We start from the raw sequence: 17,934 nt of genomic DNA on the forward strand, positions 1-17,934 counted from the left end.
GGGACCCTTAGTGCAAGGTACGGGGAGAAGAAAGGATGAACTCCTGAATGGCGACCTCAAAGGGCACACCATTTTCACCAACACATTGGTAGCTGCCGCGCATGGTGCCAAACGGCGTGTTCAGGGGGCAGCCGCTGGTGTACTCAAAGGTTTCGCCTGGAGCCAGAACCGGCTGTTGGCCTACGACGCCCAAACCGCGCACTTCCTGAACCTGCTGGTTGTCATCCGTGATGATCCAGTGACGACTGATAATCTGGGCCGTCTGTTGTCCATGGTTGGTAATCCGGACGGTATAGGCAAACACGTATTGATTGCTATCGGGCTCGGATTGCTCAGGCAGGTACTGGGGCGTGATCTGCACCTCAATATCGTCAGGCTTCATGATGGATTCCAGGTTACGGCTGTACATACACGGGGCGCTGCACGGCCCCCCGGCTTGAAACTATAATGATGACATATGGCCACGATTTTCGTGATGTCTAATCTTTACGGCACCTATTATGTCCCAAGCCAGCTCCACTCGTATCGCTCCCAGTATTTTATCGGCCGACTTTGCCCGTTTGGGAGAGGAAGTCCGCAATGTGATTGCCGCCGGTGCCGACTGGGTTCACTGCGACATCATGGACAACCACTTTGTCCCGAACCTGACATTCGGCCCCATGGTCTGTGCCGCGCTGCGCCCCCACACCACCGCTCCCATTGACGTACACCTGATGGTCGAGCCCGTCGACGCGCTGATTCCCCAGTTTGCCAAAGCGGGCGCCGATTACATCAGCTTTCACCCCGAGGCCTCCCGCCATGTCGATCGCACGCTGGCGCTGATCCGTGACCACGGTTGCAAGGCCGGCCTGGTGTTCAACCCGGCCACCCCCTTGAACTGGATGGATCACCTGATGGACAAGCTGGACCTGGTTCTGCTGATGTCCGTGAACCCTGGCTTTGGCGGACAGGCCTTCATCCCTAGTGCCATGGACAAGCTGCGTCAGGCTCGTGCCCGCATTGATGCCTGGACCGCGCAAGGAGGCCAGCCCATCCTGCTGCAAATTGACGGAGGCGTGAAGGTGGACAATATCGGCGCCATCCGTGCCGCCGGTGCCGACACCTTTGTCGCCGGATCTGCGATTTTCGGGCAGCCCGATTACGCCCAGGTCATCCGCGACATGCGTGCGCAAATCGCCTTGGCCGAACAGGCCTGATCACCCAGCCTGCTCAGGGACGGGCCGAGCACGCGTTTATTGCAACATCGCATTGCGGCTGTAGCCGCCCTGCCGTACCAGGCTGTCGGGGCGGCGACGCTCCACAAACAAGGCATTGCCCTGCACGCGCTTGGCCTGCGCTTTGGCGGAGCTGGCCAGCTCCGCAATCAAGGAGCCCGAGTACAACTCGGGCTCATCAACCGTCACTACCCCCAAAGACAGGCTCACCAGTGGATGAAATACCAGCACGCCCTGCCGGTTCTCCGCCATATAACCGCCTGCCTGCCGATGCTCCAGGCGATAGAGAGACTCCAGCTCTTTTTCCAGCTCGTCCAAAATGCCCTGGCAACGCTCGGCCCAGTCCGGACTGGTGAACACCAGAATAAAATCGTCTCCGCCCACATGGCCGACAAAGTCCATGCGCGCTACGGTATAGCGGGTAAACAGTTCCGCCATCGAGCGAAGCAGCTCATCGCCTTTGCGATAACCGTATAGATCGTTATAAGGTTTGAAATGATCCAGATCGGCATAACAGACCGCAAAGTTTTGCCAGTTGCGCAATAAACCATCGATATGTTCGTCGATCGGCACGTTGCCCGGCAATTGCGTCAGGGGATTGGCATACCGGGCGGTCATGATCTGAATCTGCGTAATCTCGCGCATCAGCTCCACGCTGGAGCCCAGGCCCAAATACTCGCCCGCACCCGTAATAATGAAGCCATCACTGAGCGCATCACCCGCCCCTTGTGTCATCAAGGTCCCCAACTCCAGCACGCTGGTGTCGCAATCGACAATCAACGGCGGTGTATCAATGAACAGGGAGCAAGGCTTGTTGCCATACAGCTCCCGGTGATAGGGCCGGGCAAGCTGGTCGTAGAGCTGGCTACGACGCAAAATGCCCGTCGGCCTGTCCCCTCGAAGCAAAGCCACCGCACTTAAATCGGGGTGGCTTTGGAACAGTTCATACACGCGGTTGGTCGGTGTATTGTCCGGCACGGCTGGCGCCGGACGCAGCAAGCGTCGAACACTCATGGAATTGCGGCCATGCACATGCCGCTGAACCTGTAGGCTGGACGGGCCAAACAAAGCAGCCTGGGCAGGCTCCAACTGAGGAGGTGGATTGGGCTGGGGGCGACACAGCAAATACCCCTGACCACAGGTCACGCCCAAATAGCGCAAGGTGCGCAGCTCCGCCCCCGTCTCAATGCCCTCGGCGATCACCGTGGATTGCGCGTGGCTGGCGATATCGCAAATGGAACGGACCAATTGCTGCTTGAGCACATCGGTATCAATATCGCGTACAAAATACTTATCGATCTTGACGTACTCGGGTCGCAACTCGGACCACAAACGCAGCGAGGCATAGCCTTCGCCCAGATCATCAATGGCAAACTGCAGCCCTTCCTGCCGATACAGCTCCAGGGCCTGGTTCAGATAATCGTAACTGTCGGTGCGCTCGGACTCGGTCAGCTCCACCACCACCCGGCTCCAGTCAATACCATGCAGTTGCGGCATGCCGGTACGCGGCTCCAGACGGGCCGAAGGCAACATGCGCATCACCACATCCGGGCTGGAGTTCAAAAACAGTTTGCCCGCCAGACCCTGCCGATTAAAACTGCTGACCAGGGTATGGCAGCACAGCTCCTCCAGATCCCATAAACGCCCGCACTGCCGGGCCGCATCAAACAGGGCCAGCGGCGAATAAAAACTGGTGTCTTTCGGCCCCCGAATCAAGCCTTCGTAGCCCAGAATCAAGCCCGACTGTAAATCCACAATGGGTTGAAAAACCGGCGTAACTTGTTTTTCTACGAGAATCTGATGAAATGTATCGAGCATCATCTTTCCGCTCCTAGGACCTGACTGAACGGACTATCGAAAGCCAATCTTGTACCAAAATACGGTTTGCTCACTAAATTGATAAGCCCGCGCGCAGTAAGGAGCTTTAACATGATGAATCAAACGAAATGAAAACCCGATGTTCCGAAAACTTTTCTGCTCGACCTTAACAGGAATTTGACAATATTTTGTCACAAGTTCGCTACAAAAAGATGAATATTTTCTCTGTACTGTTTGATCTGGATGGCACGCTGCTCGATACCATTCCGGACCTGGCCTCCGCGTGTAATGCCATGCGTATTGACTTCGGTCTGCCTGTGCTCCCGGAGGAACGCATCGCCACCTTCGTGGGCAAAGGCTCGGAAAATCTGGTGCAGCGCGCCTTGACGGACCTGCCCGAACCGCTGGCCGACCCCTCTCAGGCACTGGAATCATTTTATTACCATTACCAATTGTGCAATGGCCAACACAGCCGCCTGTATTCCGGGGTACTAGAGGGATTGGAAGATTTCAAAAATCAGGGCTTGCGTCTGGCCGTCGTCACCAACAAACCGGAACAGTTTGCCCGCCCCTTGCTGGAACAGACTGGGCTGGCCTCGTATTTCGAACTGCTTGTGGGCGGCGATACCTGCCCACGCAAAAAGCCCGATCCCCTGCCCTTTCTGCATGCGTGCGAACAGATGAATCTCAGCCCCCAGCAGGCTTTGGTCATCGGCGATTCCATGAACGATGCCCAGGCGGCACGTGCGGCGCACATCCCGGTTTTGCTGGTTCCTTACGGCTATAACGAAGGCAAGGATGTGCAAAGCCTGGATTCCGATGGTATAGTTGCCTCTATTGCTGATGCGGCCATCTGGCTGCGCAACCAACGAAACACCATATTTACGTCATAAAATTCATGTCTACTCGCACTCACGCATCCACCATCTACGGCGCTTATTGGCGCTGGTGGCGTTCGTGTATCGGGTAGATATAACCTTGAAGTCTGGCGCGCCTGCAAAGTAGTACACAGCGTAGCGCCACCAGGAAATAAGCCCGGTAATCGCAACGACCGGGCTTTTTTTGTTTCTGTCCGGCTCGTCGTACCCACTGACCCTCGAGATCCCAATGACAGAAATAGAATTCAATGCCCTAGCAGCAGAAGGCTTTAACCGCATCCCCCTGATTGCGGAAACCTACGCCGACCTGGATACACCCCTGTCGATTTATTTGAAACTGGCGCACAACGGCCCCGAAGGTGGACGTTATAGCTGCCTGATGGAATCGGTTGTGGGCGGCGAGCAATTCGGTCGCTACTCCTTTATTGGTTTGCCTGCCCGTACCGTCATCCGCAGCTACGGGCGTCACACCCAAGTGCTGCACGATGGCAAGCCGGTGGAGACTGCCGAAGGCGATCCACTGGAATTCATCGAACAATTCCAGGCCCGCTTCAAAGTCGCTCTGCGTCCTGGCATGCCCCGTTTCGCAGGTGGCCTGGCCGGTTACTTCGGTTACGACACCGTTCGCCACATCGAACCGTCTTTGGGCGCCAACCGCAAGCCCTTCCCCGCCGATCAGGAAGAGGGCGTGCCCGACATCATGCTTCTGCAGGTGGACGAACTGGTGATTGTGGACAACCTGGCCGGACGCACCTATTTGCTGGTCTACGCCGACCCCGCCCAACCCGAGGCCTACGTGCTGGCCAAGCGCCGCCTGAAAGAGCTGCGTGAAAAACTGCGCTCGCCTGTGGTGATTCCCTACGCCTACGCCAGCATGCAGACCGAATGCGAGCGCGATTTCGATAAAGAGGATTACCTGAAAGCCGTCGCCCGCGCCAAGGACTACATTGCCGCTGGCGACCTGATGCAAGTGCAGATTGGCCAGGTCATCACCAAGCCTTTCCGTGATTCCCCCTTGTCCCTGTACCGTGCCCTGCGTTCGCTCAACCCATCTCCCTACATGTACTTCTGGAACTTTGACGACTTCCAGGTGGTAGGTGCATCGCCAGAAATTCTGGTGCGGCAAGAAGAGCACCGTCAGGATGGGCGCAATATAGAACGCGTCACCATTCGTCCCTTGGCCGGTACCCGCAAACGCGGCGCCACCCCTGAGGCCGATGCAGCACTGGCCGCCGAGCTCAAGGCCGACCCCAAAGAACGCGCCGAACACCTGATGCTGATCGATCTGGCCCGCAATGACATTGGCCGCATCGCCAAAACCGGCACAGTCCAGGTCACTGACACCATGGCCATCGAGCGGTATTCGCACGTACAGCATCTGGTCTCCAACGTTTGCGGGGAACTGCAAGACGGCATGAGTCAGATGGACGTCTTGCGTGCTTCCTTTCCGGCGGGCACCCTGACGGGCGCTCCCAAGGTACGCGCCATGGAAGTCATTGATGAACTGGAACCCGTACGCCGTGGTGTTTACGGTGGCGCTGCAGGCTACCTGAGCTACTCGGGCGAAATGGATCTGGCTATTGCCATTCGCACCGGTGTCATCAAGGACGGCATGCTGTATGTGCAGGCCGCGGCCGGCGTTGTGGCCGACTCCGATCCAGAAAAAGAATGGCAAGAGACCGAAGCCAAGGCACGGGCGGTTATCCGCGCTGCCGAACAAGTGCAATTCGGTCTGGACGAGCCTATTTAATCGCCCCACTGCCACTTTCTTTTTGCCGGAGTATTCCCATGCTGTTCATGCTCGATAACTATGACTCGTTTACCTATAACCTGGTCCAGTACTTTGGAGAACTGGGGCAGGAGGTAGTGGTGCGACGCAACGACCAGGTCACGCTGGAAGAGATTGAAACCCTGAATCCCAGCCATCTGTGCGTCTCGCCCGGCCCCAAATCCCCTGCGGATGCAGGCCTGTCTGTCGCCCTGATCCAGCACTTTGCCGGCAAACTGCCTATTTTGGGCGTTTGCCTTGGGCATCAGGCCATCGGGCATGCTTTTGGTGCGCGCATTATCCGTGCGCAACAGATCATGCATGGGAAAGTCTCCCCCATCACCCACCAGGGCACGGATGTGTTCCGCAACTTGCCCTCGCCCTTTAATGTCACCCGCTATCACTCCCTGGCCATCGAGCGCGACAGCCTGCCCGACTGCCTAGAAGTGACCGCCCAAACCGAAGATGGCGAGATTATGGGCGTACGCCACCGCGACCTGCCCGTCTATGGCGTGCAGTTTCACCCCGAATCGGTGCTCAGCGAACATGGCCACGCCTTACTGAAGAACTTTCTGGACCTCTAATATCATGAACACCATCACTCCTACCGAAGCACTGGTGCGCTGTATCGAACACCGGGAAATCTTCCACGATGAAATGCTGCATCTGATGCGCATGCTGATGCGTGGCGAAATGTCACCGCAGATCGCAGCCGCCTTGTTGATGGGCCTGCGTGTCAAAAAAGAGAGCGTCGGTGAGATTTCCGCCGCTGCCCAGGTCATGCGCGAATTTGCGACCCCTGTGATTACCCCTAACCCCGACGAATTGCTGGATATGTGCGGTACAGGCGGGGACGGCTCCAATACCTTCAATATTTCCACCGCTGCCATGTTTGTAGCCGCCTCCGTCGGAGTCAAAGTGGCCAAACACGGCAACCGCAGCGCATCGTCCTCCTCAGGCAGCGCAGACGTGCTGGAAGCCTTGGGCGTGCGCCTGACCTTTTCACCCGAGCAAGTGGCGCAAAGTATTGCCGATACCAATATCGGCTTCATGTTCGCCCCCGCTCACCACGGCGCCATGAAAAATGTCGCTGCCGTGCGTAAGGAGCTGGGGGTACGTACCATTTTCAATATTCTGGGTCCTCTGACCAACCCGGCCGGTGCCACCAACCAGTTGATGGGCGTGTTCCACCCCGACCTGGTAGGCATTCAGGTTCGCGTGATGCAACGCCTGGGGGCCAAACACGTGCTGATCGTGCACGGCAAGGACGGCATGGATGAAGCCTCCCTGGGAGCGGCCACCCTGGTGGGCGAGCTCAAGGACGGGCAAGTGCGCGAGTATGAGATTCACCCCGAAGACTTCGGAATGGCGATGACCTCCAACCGCAGCATTCGCGTCTCCAGCAAAGAAGAATCCGCCGTAATGATTATGGAAGCCCTCAATAACCAAGAGGGCACCGCTCGTGATATTGTTGGCCTCAATGCTGGTCTGGCCATCTATGCTGCCAACCACGCCGACTCCATTGAACAAGGCCTGCGCATGGCTTTTGAGGCCATTGCCAGCGGTGCCGCCCGCGAAAAACTCGAACAATTCCGCGCTTATACAAGGAAGTTAAACCCATGAACGACATTCTGGCCAAGATCCTCGACACCAAAAGAGCTGAAGTCGTTACCGCCCGCCAGTTGCGCAGCGAGTCCGACCTGCTGCGCGAGGCGAAGAACCGGAACGACCTGCGCGGCTTTGCCAGCGCCATTGAAGACAAGATTGCCCAAGGCAAGCCAGCCATTATTGCGGAAGTCAAAAAAGCCTCCCCCTCCAAGGGTGTGATCCGTGCCGATTTCAACCCCACCGAAATCGCCGCCAGCTATGCCGCCCATGGTGCGGCCTGCCTGTCCGTCCTGACGGATATCCAGTATTTCCAAGGCTCTTACGATCACCTGCGCCAGGCGCGTGCCGTGTGTGCGCTACCCGTACTGCGTAAAGATTTCATTATTGACCCCTACCAGATCATTCACGCCCGAGCCATGGGCGCAGACTGCATCTTGCTGATCGTCGCAGCCCTGGAGCAAAATCAGTTGATGGAATTTGAAGCCATGGCGCACGAGCTGGGTATGGATGTTCTGGTTGAAGTACATGACCGCGCCGAACTGGATATTGCTCTGCAAATGAAAACCAGCCTGCTGGGTATCAACAACCGCAACCTGCGTACCTTCGAGACCGACCTCCAGAACACGCTGGACCTGCTGCCCTTCATCCCCAGCGAAAAGCGCGTTGTCACCGAAAGCGGCATCCACACCCTTGAGGATGTCGCCCTGATGCGCGATAACCAGGTCCAGGCTTTCCTGGTGGGTGAGGCGTTCATGCGTGAACCTGATCCAGGCGTAGCCTTGCAGAACCTGTTCTTTGGTCAGCCTGCATGAGCACCCCCGCTTGCCCCCTGTGCGCCTTGACGCCCGATCAACTGCTCTGGTCGGGCGCAGGGCTGCAGGTACTGGCCGTCACAGACAGCCCCTTTCCCGGCTATACACGGGTGATCTGGCAAGAGCATGTGGCTGAAATGACAGACCTGTCTGAAGCACAGCGGCAGCACCTCATGGCGGCGGTCTATGTGGTGGAGCAAATCCAGCGTGAACAGCTGGGAGTCGCCAAAATCAATCTGGCTCAATTCGGGAATCAGGTTCCGCATCTGCATTGGCACCTCATTCCTCGCTGGAAGGACGATCCGTTCTTTCCGGATTCTGCCTGGTCACCCGCCCCCCCTCGCACGGAAGAACAGAAACAAGGCTGGGCTTCCCATGAGGCACGCCTGCTTGAGCAAGTCAGCGAGTATCAGCAGGCACTGCGTACTGCGCTGCAAGCCCGGTTCGACCACTAAACACGCTACTGCGCGACTCCACCGGCAGGAGCCAAGCCGCTCTTGCGCTACCTGCACGCAGACAGTGTGCTTGCGTAGCAGAGCATAGCCCCTCTTTACGCCTGGCAACACGACCCTCTCGCCTTCAACAATCCCCACCTAAGAAGGATAAGGGTAAGGTGTGCCCAAAGACTTCGTTCCGCCACCCCTTGACCTTGTCGCTCCAAGCACAAAATTAACCTAGATCAAGCCTGGACAACAATCACCTAGCCCCACCAAAAACCACCATATATAGTGTCGTGAATCGTAAAAATCACTATATATAGGTTTTGGTGAACAATATGGCTACCCAGGAAACCGCGTCGCGTCCCGTTGCTCAGCTGGACATCATCCGCTCCATTACCGAGTATCTGGACCGCCAGGACTGGCGCGTACAAGCCAATGCCAACCAGGGCTATTCGCTGGGCGGGTTGATTCTGAACAGCTCCGGCAAAATGATTGCCAACTACTGGCTCAGTCATGTCTACCCCGAAGCGATCGGCCAGGCACACCGTCAGGCCGACCTGCATATCCACGATCTGGACATGCTTTCTGGCTACTGCGCCGGCTGGTCCTTGCGCACCTTCCTGAATGAAGGACTCAATGGCGTGCCCGGCAAAATCGAATCCGGCCCTCCCCGTCATCTCAGTAGTGCTGTCGGCCAGGTCGTCAATTTTCTAGGCACCTTGCAGAATGAATGGGCCGGCGCCCAGGCTTTCAGCTCCTTTGATACCTATATGGCCCCCTTCATCCGCAAGGACGGCTTGAACTACAAGCACGTGCGCCAATGCATGCAAGAGCTGATCTACAACCTGAATGTGCCCTCGCGCTGGGGCACACAAACGCCCTTTACCAATCTGACCTTTGATTGGGTGTGTCCCGACGACCTACGCGAACAGGTGCCACAAATCGGCGGTGAAGAAATGCCGTTTTGCTACGGAGACCTGCAAGCCGAAATGGACATGATCAACCAGGCGTACATCGAAGTCATGAGCGAGGGCGACGCCCGTGGACGGGCTTTCACCTTCCCCATCCCCACTTACAACATCACCCGGGACTTTGACTGGTACAGCCCGAATGCCGAACGCCTGTTTGCCATGACGGCCAAGTACGGTCTGCCCTACTTCCAGAACTTCATTAACTCCGAGCTGGAGCCGAACATGATCCGCTCCATGTGCTGCCGCCTGCAGCTGGATCTGCGCGAGCTGCTCAAGCGCGGCAATGGCTTATTCGGTTCTGCCGAGCAAACCGGCTCACTGGGTGTCGTGACCTTGAACTGCGCCCGCCTGGGTTATCTGTATCAAGGCGATGAAGCCGGCCTGTTTGCTCGTCTGGATGAACTGCTGGAAATGGGCCGCGACAGCCTGGAAATCAAGCGCACCGTTATTCAGCACCACATGGACCAAGGACTGTTCCCCTACACGCGCCGTTATCTGGGCACCTTGCGCAATCACTTCTCCACGCTGGGAGTCAATGGCGTTAACGAGATGATCCGCAACTTCACCCAGGATCAGGAGAGCCTGTGTACCGTCTGGGGGCACCAGTTCGCGGTGCGTCTGCTCGACCATATTCGACAGCGCATGGTGGAGTTTCAAGAACGTACCGGACATCTGTACAACCTGGAGGCCACCCCTGCGGAAGGCACCACCTATCGCTTTGCCAAAGAAGACCGCGCCCGCTGGCCCGATATTTTGCAGGCCGGCACCACGCACATGCCCTACTACACCAACTCCTCACAATTACCCGTCGGCTTTACCGAAGATCCCTTCGAAGCCCTGGAGCGCCAGGATGAGCTGCAAGGCAAATACACGGGGGGAACAGTGTTGCACCTGTACATGAGCGAGGCTCTGTCCAGCACCGATGCCTGCCGCAATCTGGTGCAGCGAGCCCTGAGCCGCTTTTCCCTGCCCTACATCACCGTCACGCCCACCTTCTCCATCTGCCCCAAACACGGCTATCTGTCGGGGAAACACGAATTCTGCCCGCACTGCGACAAGGAACTACTGGTCAACAAAATCGCACAGACTCGCAACGAAGCGTCCATTCCGACGTGCCCGAACCCGCAAACCCCTCCAACCGGACAGGGGCAGAAACCGAAGCCGCAACAGACACAAAGGCAGGAGCAGGACAAAGAACCAGCAACGCGAAAAGTAAACGTGTCTGCCCAACCAGAAGCATCCGCCTACTAAAGCAGCTCTCGGACACCCGACCGCCACCCCTGAACGAACGCTACTTGTCCTGCCTATTTCCACTAAATCCGGACAACCCACTTAGCTTGACCGCGACTTGCTAACCCGCCTCGTGGCACACCGTGGCCGAACACATCCGACCTTGTGACGGCCCTTTTATCCAAGGAGTTTTCTTATGAGCACCGAAACCATCACTCTCCAAGATTCCGAGCGCCAGCCCTGCGAAATATGGACACGGGTCATGGGCTACCACCGTCCCATGTCGTCTTTCAATATTGGCAAGCAAGGTGAATTTCATGAGCGACGCTACTTCATAGAAACCAGCACTGCGTTGAGCAACGCCGTCCCTTCCAGCCAGGCTAGCCGCTAATAATATGACGTACGCCACACGCCCCCCTTACCCAAAGACCAACACGCACAAAGTGACATTGAAAGTGGGCGGCTGCGCTCCTTTCTCAGCCACGGATTACCCGGGCAAGCTCGCTGCTGTCATCTTTGTGCAAGGCTGTCCCTGGCGCTGTGGCTACTGCCATAACCCCCATTTACAAGAGCGTACGACTGACAGTGCCATTGATTGGGATGATCTGATGGTTTTTCTCAATCGCCGGGTGGGCCTGCTGGATGCCGTGGTCTTTAGCGGCGGCGAACCCACCCTGGACCCCGCCCTGGGCTCGGCAATCCAGGCAGTGCGCAAACTCGGCTTCAAAATTGGCCTGCACACGGCTGGAACCCATCCAGCCCGACTGCAGGCCATACTCCCGTGGCTCGACTGGATAGGGCTGGACATCAAAGCCGAGTTCAGCCAATACGATGCCATTACCCAACGTAGCAAGAGTGCGGCTGCACCTTTGCGCAGCTTGCAGCTGCTACTGAACGAAGAGGTACTGTTTGAATGCCGCAGCACCCTTCACCCGCAGTTGCATAGCCCGGCCTCGATACAAGCCTTGGGGCAACATTTGCATAAGCTGGGCGTCCAGCGCTATGCCGTGCAGATCTTCCGCACACAAGGCTGTGAGGATGATTTTCTGAATGAAACTGGGCAGGCTTTGGAGGCCTACCCAGGCGCAGAAGTGTTAGAGACCCTCCAAAAGCTGTTTCCGCATTTTGAAGTGCGGCGCTCTTAGCTGCCTTCGGACGAAGCGGGCGTTCGGATAGGACGACGCAGCACATCCTGTAAAGCCGCTTTGCCCTGCTTGAGTACGGCACGGGGATGCAGAATATCAGGTTCCAAAGCATCCAGAGTGTTCTTCACCATCAGACCCAGCTCCGTATCGCCCTCAATCGACAAACGTCGATTAAAAAACAAGGTATCCGGGTCTTCCTGCCGCTGTAAAAGTTGATAAAACGCCCAAAGATCTGCTTTCAAGGTCAAATCCGGACTTTGTGCGCGTGCGGACAGGGGGTAAAAAGCTCCTTGGCGCCAGGTGTAGTCAAACGCCAAACCCGCATCCGCCACCCGTATGCGTAACGCCCGCCCTTCCAATCGTTCCGCCACATCAGTCGGCACGTAAGGGCGCATCAACACGTTCAAGCCGGTACAAAACAAACGAGAGCCGGGCCACGGGGGCAAACGACTTACAACACCAGCCACAACAGCGGGCAACCGAGGTGTCCTTATTTCATTCACTCTTGCATCCCTCCCTTAAAAACGCTCTGGTACCGGCGCCACCCATTCCAAGCCGGGACGTCCGTGCCAGAATCCGTTGCAGGCTTTGGCAGGCAGCAAGGGCAACATATCCTCGTGCGCATCTGATGCCTGGATACGGCCCTGCACCACATCATGAAACAAATGCACGACGGCATCCATATGTTGAGACTGCGGGCTCAAGCGCAGCATATCGACACCCAAGGCGCGCAGGTCCTGTATCTGCTCCAGCAAGGTGTACACCCAGGCGGATTGGGTCTGGATACCATTGATGTTCAAAAAACCCTGCCCCTCCCGTGTTTCCAGCAACAAACCATCGGGATAGTCCATGCACACGTACTGGCAATTGTCCTTGGGCAAGTTGCGATTACGCGCGGCAAAACAACGGGCCGAGAAAGCCAAGGGCAGGCGCCCGAAAGCAAAGACCTCGGTTTCCAAACCGGCAGGCCTGTCCTGCTGCAACTGCGCCAGTCCTGCACGGCCCATTTCCAGAGGCATCACCCAGCGCACCGCCCCTTGGGAGGCGATCAAATCCAGCACGGGCCCGTTATAAACATTCAAAAAAGGGCCGGCGACAAAGTCCCGACCCTGCATCAAACGCACCGCCCCCATATCATTGGCTTCAACCAGGTACTCCGCCTGCTCGGTAAGCTTGCGTAGCGTATTGACGTCCCGCCCGGACTCCAACAAGACCTGACTGGACAGAACCGGCATCTTGCCAGCCTGAGCCAGCATCTGCGCAATATCCAGCCAATCATCCAGCCGTAACTCGTGACGGCGTGAACATACCGTCTCGCCCAGATACACCACATCCACAGGCCAGTCGCAGGCCGACTCATAAAACTGCATGGTGGCGATGCGGGACCAGTAGTACTGCAAGGGGCCTAAAGATAATTTCATGTTTGAGCCTCCCGTGCTCTACTTCCAGGGCCGAGAATAGGCACCCAGCGTATGTTGCTGCCCTTCGGCCAATTTGTTCAAAGCCCCCATCCAAGCGGGGTGGACTGAATAACGGGCAGGCGTGGATTTGGCCGAATCAATCGCTTGACGCCACACCTGGGTAACTTGAGCGACATAAGCGGGACTACGTTGCCGGCCTTCAATCTTGATGGCGCTGACACCCGCCGCCAACAACTGTGGCAACAAGGACAAGGTATTCAGACTGGTGGGTTCTTCCAGGGCGTAATAGTTTTCGCCCGCCACATCAAAGCGCCCTTTGCACAAAGTGGGGTAAGCCGCGTTCTCACCCTCCTGATAACGATCAATCAGCACTCCGTTCAGACGCGACTCCAGGCCTCGATCTGTTTGTTCCCAGCGCACATGCCCGGCGGGGGAACAGACCCCATGCGTATTGGGCGATTCTCCGGTGGCATAGGAGGACAAGGCACAGCGCCCCTCCACCATCACGCACAAACTGCCAAAGCCAAAAACCTCAACCTGAACGGGGACCTGCTCACAGACCTGTTCCACTTGTGCCATGGACAAAACCCGCGGCAGGACCACACGCTGAATACCGAAGTTCTGGTGGTAATACCTGATGGCCTCCGGATTGGTGGCTGAACCCTGCACCGACAAGTGCAAACGCAGATTGGGATGTGTCTGGCTGGCATACGCCATCAAACCGGGGTCTGCCATGATGACCGCATCGACCTGAGCCTCGGCTGCCCGGTCCACCGCATCGCGCCACTGCTGCCAGGCATTGGGTTGCGGATAGGTATTGAGTGCCAGCAAGACTTTGCGGCCACGCTGATGCGCATAATCAATGCCTTGTGCAATCGCCTGCGCATCAAAATTGAGCCCGGCAAAATTCCGTGCATTGGTGGCATCTCGGAACCCCAGATAAACACTGTCGGCCCCATTGTCGATCGCCGCTTTCAAGGCGGGCAGGCTGCCTGCGGGGCAAACCAATTCCATCTGCGGCTGATCAGACGCGGCTAAAGCCGTGAACGCTGTATTCATGACACTCCCCGATCTTCACTCTGGCCAGGGCAGAATCCTGGCTCGACAAGACCACCACTATGCCTGCTCCGAAACGGGGGGGCCTTAACGCATATCAAATTCTTCCCACCTCCTGACCGACGGCAAACAAGTCTCACCTTGTCTGCACCATAAGCGGGCAGAATGGTCCACAATGCCTCCCAAGCCTTTTGTGCTGGAGTCTTGATGACGCATACAGAGATCACGCTGGATACACGCGACCTGCCCGCCCCTGAACCTTTGGAGCATTGCCTGGAGGTGCTGGCCGAGCTGGCCCCCACCCAGACTTTACTCATGTGGCTGGATAGAGAACCTTTCCCCCTGTATGACATTCTGCGTCGTGCCGGTTTTCGCTACCAGGGCACCCAAACAGAAAACGGCTTTCAGCTCATCATCCGCAGGAACTAAGTCTATGCAACGCGCTTTATCGCTGGATCAGTCCCCCTCTTTATCACTGACCTTGCCCCTGTTTGCGAACGTCCCTTTTTTTGGTCTACTGGCCGCCATGCTGGCACTCTACAGCGGACCGGAACTATTCAACTCCCGCTGGCACCCGGCCATCTTGGCCTTAACCCATGCCTGGACCTTGGGAATCGTGGGCAGCGCCATGTTTGCCTCTTTGGTACATATTTTGGCAGTGGCCTGTAATGTGCGTATTCCGGTGGCACGCGGTCGGGCGCTAATTTTCTGGAGCATGCTCGGCGCCGGCACACTACTTCTGATGACAGGCTTTCTGAGCTGGCAACGCTGGGCGTACACACTGGCAGGCATTTGTCTGGCCTTTGCTCTGGGCGGCTATCTGCTCACTGTCATGCTGGCCTTGTGGCGCTCTCGGCGTGACATCTTTCGCGGTGCCAAAGAGGTCGTCGCCCCTATCCGCCTGGCCATGCTGGGTCTGTTGCTGACTGTCTCAACAGGGCTTGCCATGCTGGTCGCCCTGACAAACGAACAAGCGGTCGCCAATCTGCTGAACCTGCACGTGATGATGGGTTTGGCCGCTTGGGCAGGCTTGCTGCTGATCGCCATGTCGTTCCAGCTGCTGCCTATTTTTCAAATCACCGAACTTTACCCGGCGCCTCTGGTGCGTTGGCTTCCTTGGGTCGTAGGAGCATTGCTGATTGCCCAATGGGGCTTGAGCTCTTTGCCTGGCTCCTGGCTGCCCGTGCGTGATCTGGTCACCTATCTGATCTTTCTAAGCTACGGCTTATGGGCAGTGATTACCTGGGCGCGACTCTGGAAACGCAAGCGCCCCACAGCAGGGGCCAGCACGTTATTCTGGTACAGCTCCTTGAGCAGTCTGGTGGTTGCGATCCTTTTGAACTTCTGGGCCCACAGTCCCGCCGCCTCCAACGCGGAGCTAGCCATGGGAGTCTTGCTGATAATGGGAGCCTTAGGTTCCGTCGTTTGTGGAATGCTCTATACCATCGTGCCTTTTTTGCTCTGGCGCGAGGCACAGGAGCATGTCAGCATGGACACTGATAATACCGAGCACACACGCGCCCTCTTGCAGTTGATTCCCAAGACGGCTCACTACATCCCCGCGTCCACCGCCCGAGCACATTGGGCCTTGCACAGCCTAAGCCTGGTGCTTTGGACAGGGGCAAGCCTGGGAGTCGCATCTTTCGCATGGGTAGCAGCCCCTGCATTGCTGTTGTCTTTTACAGCCTTGAGCTGGAATCTCTGGACCGCCTGGCAGCGCTATCGTCATAGCCTGCGCGCTATTCGCGCGTATCAGGCAGAGCACCGTATTGCCGCAAGGCCGCACTATCCAGAATCGTAAAGTTACGTCGCTGAACTCGTATCAGATCCCGGTCCATCAGATCACGCAATGTGCGCGATAAGTGCTCCGGGGTCAGGTTCAGACGGGAAGCAATCACGGACTTGCCCACGTCAATTCTGAACGGCACGCCCTCCTCACCTGGCCATTCCTGCAAGAGATAGCCGACCAAGCGCTGCACCCCGTTGTGCAAGGTGTAGGCTTCCAGTTCACCCATCAAACGATATAAGCGCTCACTTAAACCGGCCAGCATCAAACGCGCCACATCACTTCCCTTGTCCAGTTGTTCCATCAAGGCGTCCTTGTTGATGTGCAAGAGCAAAGAGTCCACGAGTGTCTGAGCTGTCACGATGTAATTACGGCCCATGAACATTAAAGCCTCACCAAACCCCTCCCCTGGGCCGACCAGACGCACCACCCGTTCTGCCCCTGATGAAGAAACAAACACCAGCTTCACTCGGCCATATACCAACATATGAAACCCGACGCACGGATCACCACTACGAAACAAAGTGGTGCCGCGTAACGCGTGTACTTCCTGAGTACCTTTGGCGATCGGTTCAAGCTGCTCTAGCGGCAGCTCCTTGAAAATAGGCAGATGAGCCAAGTGAGCCTGGATACGCTTCCAACGCCCAGCTCCTTCGCCCTGCATCAGTCGGATGTCCGACAAATCATCATTGCCTGTGTGTGAGGCCGTATCTTGAGCCGCCATATCTTTTCCATGAATCAAGTAGAACCATCGCTAGACTGACATACTCCTTTCCCGCCTGCTCAGCATTGCTCGGCGCCTGATTGATACACGTCAAACAGATAAATCGAGGTCTTGGAGAGAAAGTAAGAAAACAGTCAGAACTGCTAGTTCAGCATGACTTAGGAGCAGATCCAAGCAGGAAGCGGTCAAATTTGACCATGTTAGTGATAGGGAATATCAAGGGGTGGCGTTGATAGGAAGTGGCCTCGTTTCCAAGTCGACTTCGATTCTGAATGGGTGTGATACGCCTTCGCAGGCTGAATAGCTGCAATACCAAATAGGAAAATGGAAATTTCAGGAGGGCCAGGGGAGGAGAAATGCAGGTAGAAGAAACAGCGGACCGAACACCCATCTGATCTCGGCCGTCGGATGCCGTCGCTAAAAAATTGAGCGGGGCTGGAGTACACATAACCGGTGAACCACCCGCTAGATAAAGCGGAAGGTTGTAACCCGACTTGGGACTTGGCACCATCTGGTGGCAACCAGCGGCCAAGCCGCGTCGCTAAAGCCTGGCTGAGCCGAGATAAATAAAAAAGCAACTTCACGCTGCGCAACAGCAGCAAACCCTAGAAGCACTAAGCGTAGCGCGATCACCCGGCAGATAGACAACGGCTTGATGCGAGAGGCTGAGGTTCAGCAAGCCGCTAAGGCTGAACCCGCCCCTCGTAGGGCTGCCATCGTGCAGGTAGCACCCGCAGAGGACTCAACATCAACCCTCAAGCCCAGGAAGCATACGCAATGACCGACCCCCTCGTCTTGGGCCAAGAGACGTAGTCTGCGACAAGAAGGGATAGGCAGTGCCCAGAACGGGTTTGGGGAGGGGGTGGGGTACGCCTGAAGTCGTAGCCCAGGGGCCAGACGATCAGCATCGTTCCGGTGTATCCGTCGCCGATGCGTTGGCGACCCATAAAACAAAACCCCCGCAAGGGATGCTTGCGGGGGTTTTGAGCAATAAGAGCTTGACGATGACCTACTTTCACAGACGTCCGTCCACTATCATCGGCGCAAAGGCGTTTCACAGTCC

Annotated in this window: 18 protein-coding genes; 12 read left to right on the plus strand and 6 right to left on the minus strand. The window is 56.8% G+C overall.

Annotation, left to right across the window (positions count from 1 at the left end; translation table 11 throughout):
* Window positions 1–7: 7 nt before the first annotated feature.
* On the minus strand, window positions 8–382 hold the full coding sequence (gene apaG / locus V6936_RS12010; RefSeq protein ID WP_039943828.1) for a Co2+/Mg2+ efflux protein ApaG: 375 nt from the start codon (window positions 380–382) through the stop codon (window positions 8–10).
* A gap of 118 nt (window positions 383–500) precedes the next feature.
* On the opposite strand from apaG, the gene rpe reads away from it, so the two are divergent.
* Entirely contained in the window at window positions 501–1,196 is a 696-nt protein-coding gene (gene rpe, locus V6936_RS12015; RefSeq protein ID WP_003804487.1) for a ribulose-phosphate 3-epimerase, read from the plus strand.
* Window positions 1,197–1,232: 36 nt separating this feature from the next.
* Here rpe and V6936_RS12020 read toward each other — a convergent pair whose 3' ends face one another.
* Window positions 1,233–3,035: a GGDEF domain-containing protein gene (locus V6936_RS12020; protein WP_336579935.1), complete on the minus strand. Its 1,803-nt coding sequence runs from the start codon at window positions 3,033–3,035 to the stop codon at window positions 1,233–1,235.
* A 209-nt stretch (window positions 3,036–3,244) separates the two neighbouring features.
* Here V6936_RS12020 and V6936_RS12025 point away from each other — a divergent pair, with 209 nt between their 5' ends.
* From V6936_RS12025 to V6936_RS12065, 9 genes are all read left to right on the plus strand, one after another.
* Window positions 3,245–3,925, plus strand: a complete 681-nt coding sequence (locus V6936_RS12025) for a phosphoglycolate phosphatase (protein ID WP_207307393.1) — start codon at window positions 3,245–3,247, stop codon at window positions 3,923–3,925.
* Between the two features lie 214 nt (window positions 3,926–4,139).
* The gene (trpE, locus tag V6936_RS12030) at window positions 4,140–5,660 is read left to right on the plus strand and encodes an anthranilate synthase component I (protein WP_003804493.1); all 1,521 of its coding nucleotides are present in this window, start codon (window positions 4,140–4,142) and stop codon (window positions 5,658–5,660) included.
* 38 nt (window positions 5,661–5,698) lie between these two features.
* Window positions 5,699–6,262, plus strand: coding sequence for an anthranilate synthase component II (locus V6936_RS12035; RefSeq protein WP_131071185.1), 564 nt, complete (start codon window positions 5,699–5,701; stop codon window positions 6,260–6,262).
* A 4-nt stretch (window positions 6,263–6,266) separates the two neighbouring features.
* Window positions 6,267–7,301 carry an anthranilate phosphoribosyltransferase gene (trpD, locus tag V6936_RS12040; RefSeq protein ID WP_003804497.1) on the plus strand — a complete coding sequence of 345 codons (1,035 nt, stop codon included), beginning with the start codon at window positions 6,267–6,269 and terminating at the stop codon, window positions 7,299–7,301.
* Window positions 7,298–8,098, plus strand: a complete 801-nt coding sequence (trpC, locus tag V6936_RS12045) for an indole-3-glycerol phosphate synthase TrpC (protein ID WP_003804499.1) — start codon at window positions 7,298–7,300, stop codon at window positions 8,096–8,098. Before trpD ends, trpC begins: the two co-directional genes overlap by 4 nt.
* The gene (locus V6936_RS12050; RefSeq protein WP_059318456.1) at window positions 8,095–8,553 is read left to right on the plus strand and encodes an HIT family protein; all 459 of its coding nucleotides are present in this window, start codon (window positions 8,095–8,097) and stop codon (window positions 8,551–8,553) included. The genes trpC and V6936_RS12050 overlap by 4 nt, the downstream gene beginning before the upstream one ends.
* Before the next feature lie 320 nt (window positions 8,554–8,873).
* Window positions 8,874–10,760 carry a ribonucleoside triphosphate reductase gene (locus V6936_RS12055; protein WP_131071184.1) on the plus strand — a complete coding sequence of 629 codons (1,887 nt, stop codon included), beginning with the start codon at window positions 8,874–8,876 and terminating at the stop codon, window positions 10,758–10,760.
* 175 nt (window positions 10,761–10,935) lie between these two features.
* Window positions 10,936–11,130 carry an anaerobic ribonucleoside-triphosphate reductase gene (gene nrdD, locus V6936_RS12060; protein ID WP_131071183.1) on the plus strand — a complete coding sequence of 65 codons (195 nt, stop codon included), beginning with the start codon at window positions 10,936–10,938 and terminating at the stop codon, window positions 11,128–11,130.
* A 4-nt stretch (window positions 11,131–11,134) separates the two neighbouring features.
* Window positions 11,135–11,884 carry an anaerobic ribonucleoside-triphosphate reductase activating protein gene (locus V6936_RS12065; RefSeq protein WP_336579936.1) on the plus strand — a complete coding sequence of 250 codons (750 nt, stop codon included), beginning with the start codon at window positions 11,135–11,137 and terminating at the stop codon, window positions 11,882–11,884.
* Here the strand turns inward: V6936_RS12065 and ubiT are convergent.
* From ubiT to ubiU, 3 genes are read right to left on the minus strand one after another with little or no spacing between them, the layout of a single operon-like run.
* On the minus strand, window positions 11,881–12,363 hold the full coding sequence (gene ubiT / locus V6936_RS12070; RefSeq protein ID WP_336579937.1) for a ubiquinone anaerobic biosynthesis accessory factor UbiT: 483 nt from the start codon (window positions 12,361–12,363) through the stop codon (window positions 11,881–11,883). The genes V6936_RS12065 and ubiT overlap by 4 nt on opposite strands.
* A gap of 39 nt (window positions 12,364–12,402) precedes the next feature.
* Window positions 12,403–13,305: a ubiquinone anaerobic biosynthesis protein UbiV gene (gene ubiV / locus V6936_RS12075; RefSeq protein WP_003804510.1), complete on the minus strand. Its 903-nt coding sequence runs from the start codon at window positions 13,303–13,305 to the stop codon at window positions 12,403–12,405.
* Window positions 13,306–13,323: 18 nt separating this feature from the next.
* On the minus strand, window positions 13,324–14,319 hold the full coding sequence (gene ubiU / locus V6936_RS12080; protein WP_003804512.1) for a ubiquinone anaerobic biosynthesis protein UbiU: 996 nt from the start codon (window positions 14,317–14,319) through the stop codon (window positions 13,324–13,326).
* A gap of 249 nt (window positions 14,320–14,568) precedes the next feature.
* Between ubiU and V6936_RS12085 the strand changes: the two genes are divergently transcribed.
* Together V6936_RS12085 and V6936_RS12090 are read left to right on the plus strand one after the other, a co-directional pair.
* A complete protein-coding gene (locus V6936_RS12085; protein ID WP_336579938.1) occupies window positions 14,569–14,790 on the plus strand; it encodes a DUF2249 domain-containing protein in 222 nt (73 codons plus the stop codon).
* 4 nt (window positions 14,791–14,794) lie between these two features.
* Entirely contained in the window at window positions 14,795–16,162 is a 1,368-nt protein-coding gene (locus V6936_RS12090) for a hypothetical protein (protein WP_336579939.1), read from the plus strand.
* Here V6936_RS12090 and V6936_RS12095 read toward each other — a convergent pair.
* Window positions 16,101–16,811, minus strand: a complete 711-nt coding sequence (locus V6936_RS12095; RefSeq protein ID WP_039943950.1) for a Crp/Fnr family transcriptional regulator — start codon at window positions 16,809–16,811, stop codon at window positions 16,101–16,103. The two genes, V6936_RS12090 and V6936_RS12095, sit on opposite strands and share 62 nt — an antisense overlap.
* Between the last annotated feature and the right edge of the window lie 1,123 nt (window positions 16,812–17,934).

Origin of the sequence: Alcaligenes sp. CHO6 (assembly GCF_037120595.1) — a bacterium.
Lineage (GTDB): Bacteria > Pseudomonadota > Gammaproteobacteria > Burkholderiales > Burkholderiaceae_B > Alcaligenes > Alcaligenes ammonioxydans.

What these genes read in the sequence shown, in the direction of transcription:
- nrdD (WP_131071183.1), top strand. Translation starts at nt 10,936, where the DNA reads ATGAGCACCGAAACCATCACTCTCCAAGATTCCGAGCGCCAGCCCTGC.
- V6936_RS12050 (WP_059318456.1), top strand. Translation starts at nt 8,095, where the DNA reads ATGAGCACCCCCGCTTGCCCCCTGTGCGCCTTGACGCCCGATCAACTG.
- trpD (WP_003804497.1), top strand. Translation starts at nt 6,267, where the DNA reads ATGAACACCATCACTCCTACCGAAGCACTGGTGCGCTGTATCGAACAC.
- ubiU (WP_003804512.1), bottom strand. Translation starts at nt 14,319, where the DNA reads ATGGAATTGGTTTGCCCCGCAGGCAGCCTGCCCGCCTTGAAAGCGGCG.
- V6936_RS12055 (WP_131071184.1), top strand. Translation starts at nt 8,874, where the DNA reads ATGGCTACCCAGGAAACCGCGTCGCGTCCCGTTGCTCAGCTGGACATC.
- trpE (WP_003804493.1), top strand. Translation starts at nt 4,140, where the DNA reads ATGACAGAAATAGAATTCAATGCCCTAGCAGCAGAAGGCTTTAACCGC.
- V6936_RS12085 (WP_336579938.1), top strand. Translation starts at nt 14,569, where the DNA reads ATGACGCATACAGAGATCACGCTGGATACACGCGACCTGCCCGCCCCT.
- apaG (WP_039943828.1), bottom strand. Translation starts at nt 382, where the DNA reads ATGAAGCCTGACGATATTGAGGTGCAGATCACGCCCCAGTACCTGCCT.
- rpe (WP_003804487.1), top strand. Translation starts at nt 501, where the DNA reads ATGTCCCAAGCCAGCTCCACTCGTATCGCTCCCAGTATTTTATCGGCC.
- V6936_RS12065 (WP_336579936.1), top strand. Translation starts at nt 11,135, where the DNA reads ATGACGTACGCCACACGCCCCCCTTACCCAAAGACCAACACGCACAAA.
- V6936_RS12095 (WP_039943950.1), bottom strand. Translation starts at nt 16,811, where the DNA reads ATGCAGGGCGAAGGAGCTGGGCGTTGGAAGCGTATCCAGGCTCACTTG.
- V6936_RS12090 (WP_336579939.1), top strand. Translation starts at nt 14,795, where the DNA reads ATGCAACGCGCTTTATCGCTGGATCAGTCCCCCTCTTTATCACTGACC.
- V6936_RS12020 (WP_336579935.1), bottom strand. Translation starts at nt 3,035, where the DNA reads ATGATGCTCGATACATTTCATCAGATTCTCGTAGAAAAACAAGTTACG.
- trpC (WP_003804499.1), top strand. Translation starts at nt 7,298, where the DNA reads ATGAACGACATTCTGGCCAAGATCCTCGACACCAAAAGAGCTGAAGTC.
- V6936_RS12035 (WP_131071185.1), top strand. Translation starts at nt 5,699, where the DNA reads ATGCTGTTCATGCTCGATAACTATGACTCGTTTACCTATAACCTGGTC.
- V6936_RS12025 (WP_207307393.1), top strand. Translation starts at nt 3,245, where the DNA reads ATGAATATTTTCTCTGTACTGTTTGATCTGGATGGCACGCTGCTCGAT.
- ubiV (WP_003804510.1), bottom strand. Translation starts at nt 13,305, where the DNA reads ATGAAATTATCTTTAGGCCCCTTGCAGTACTACTGGTCCCGCATCGCC.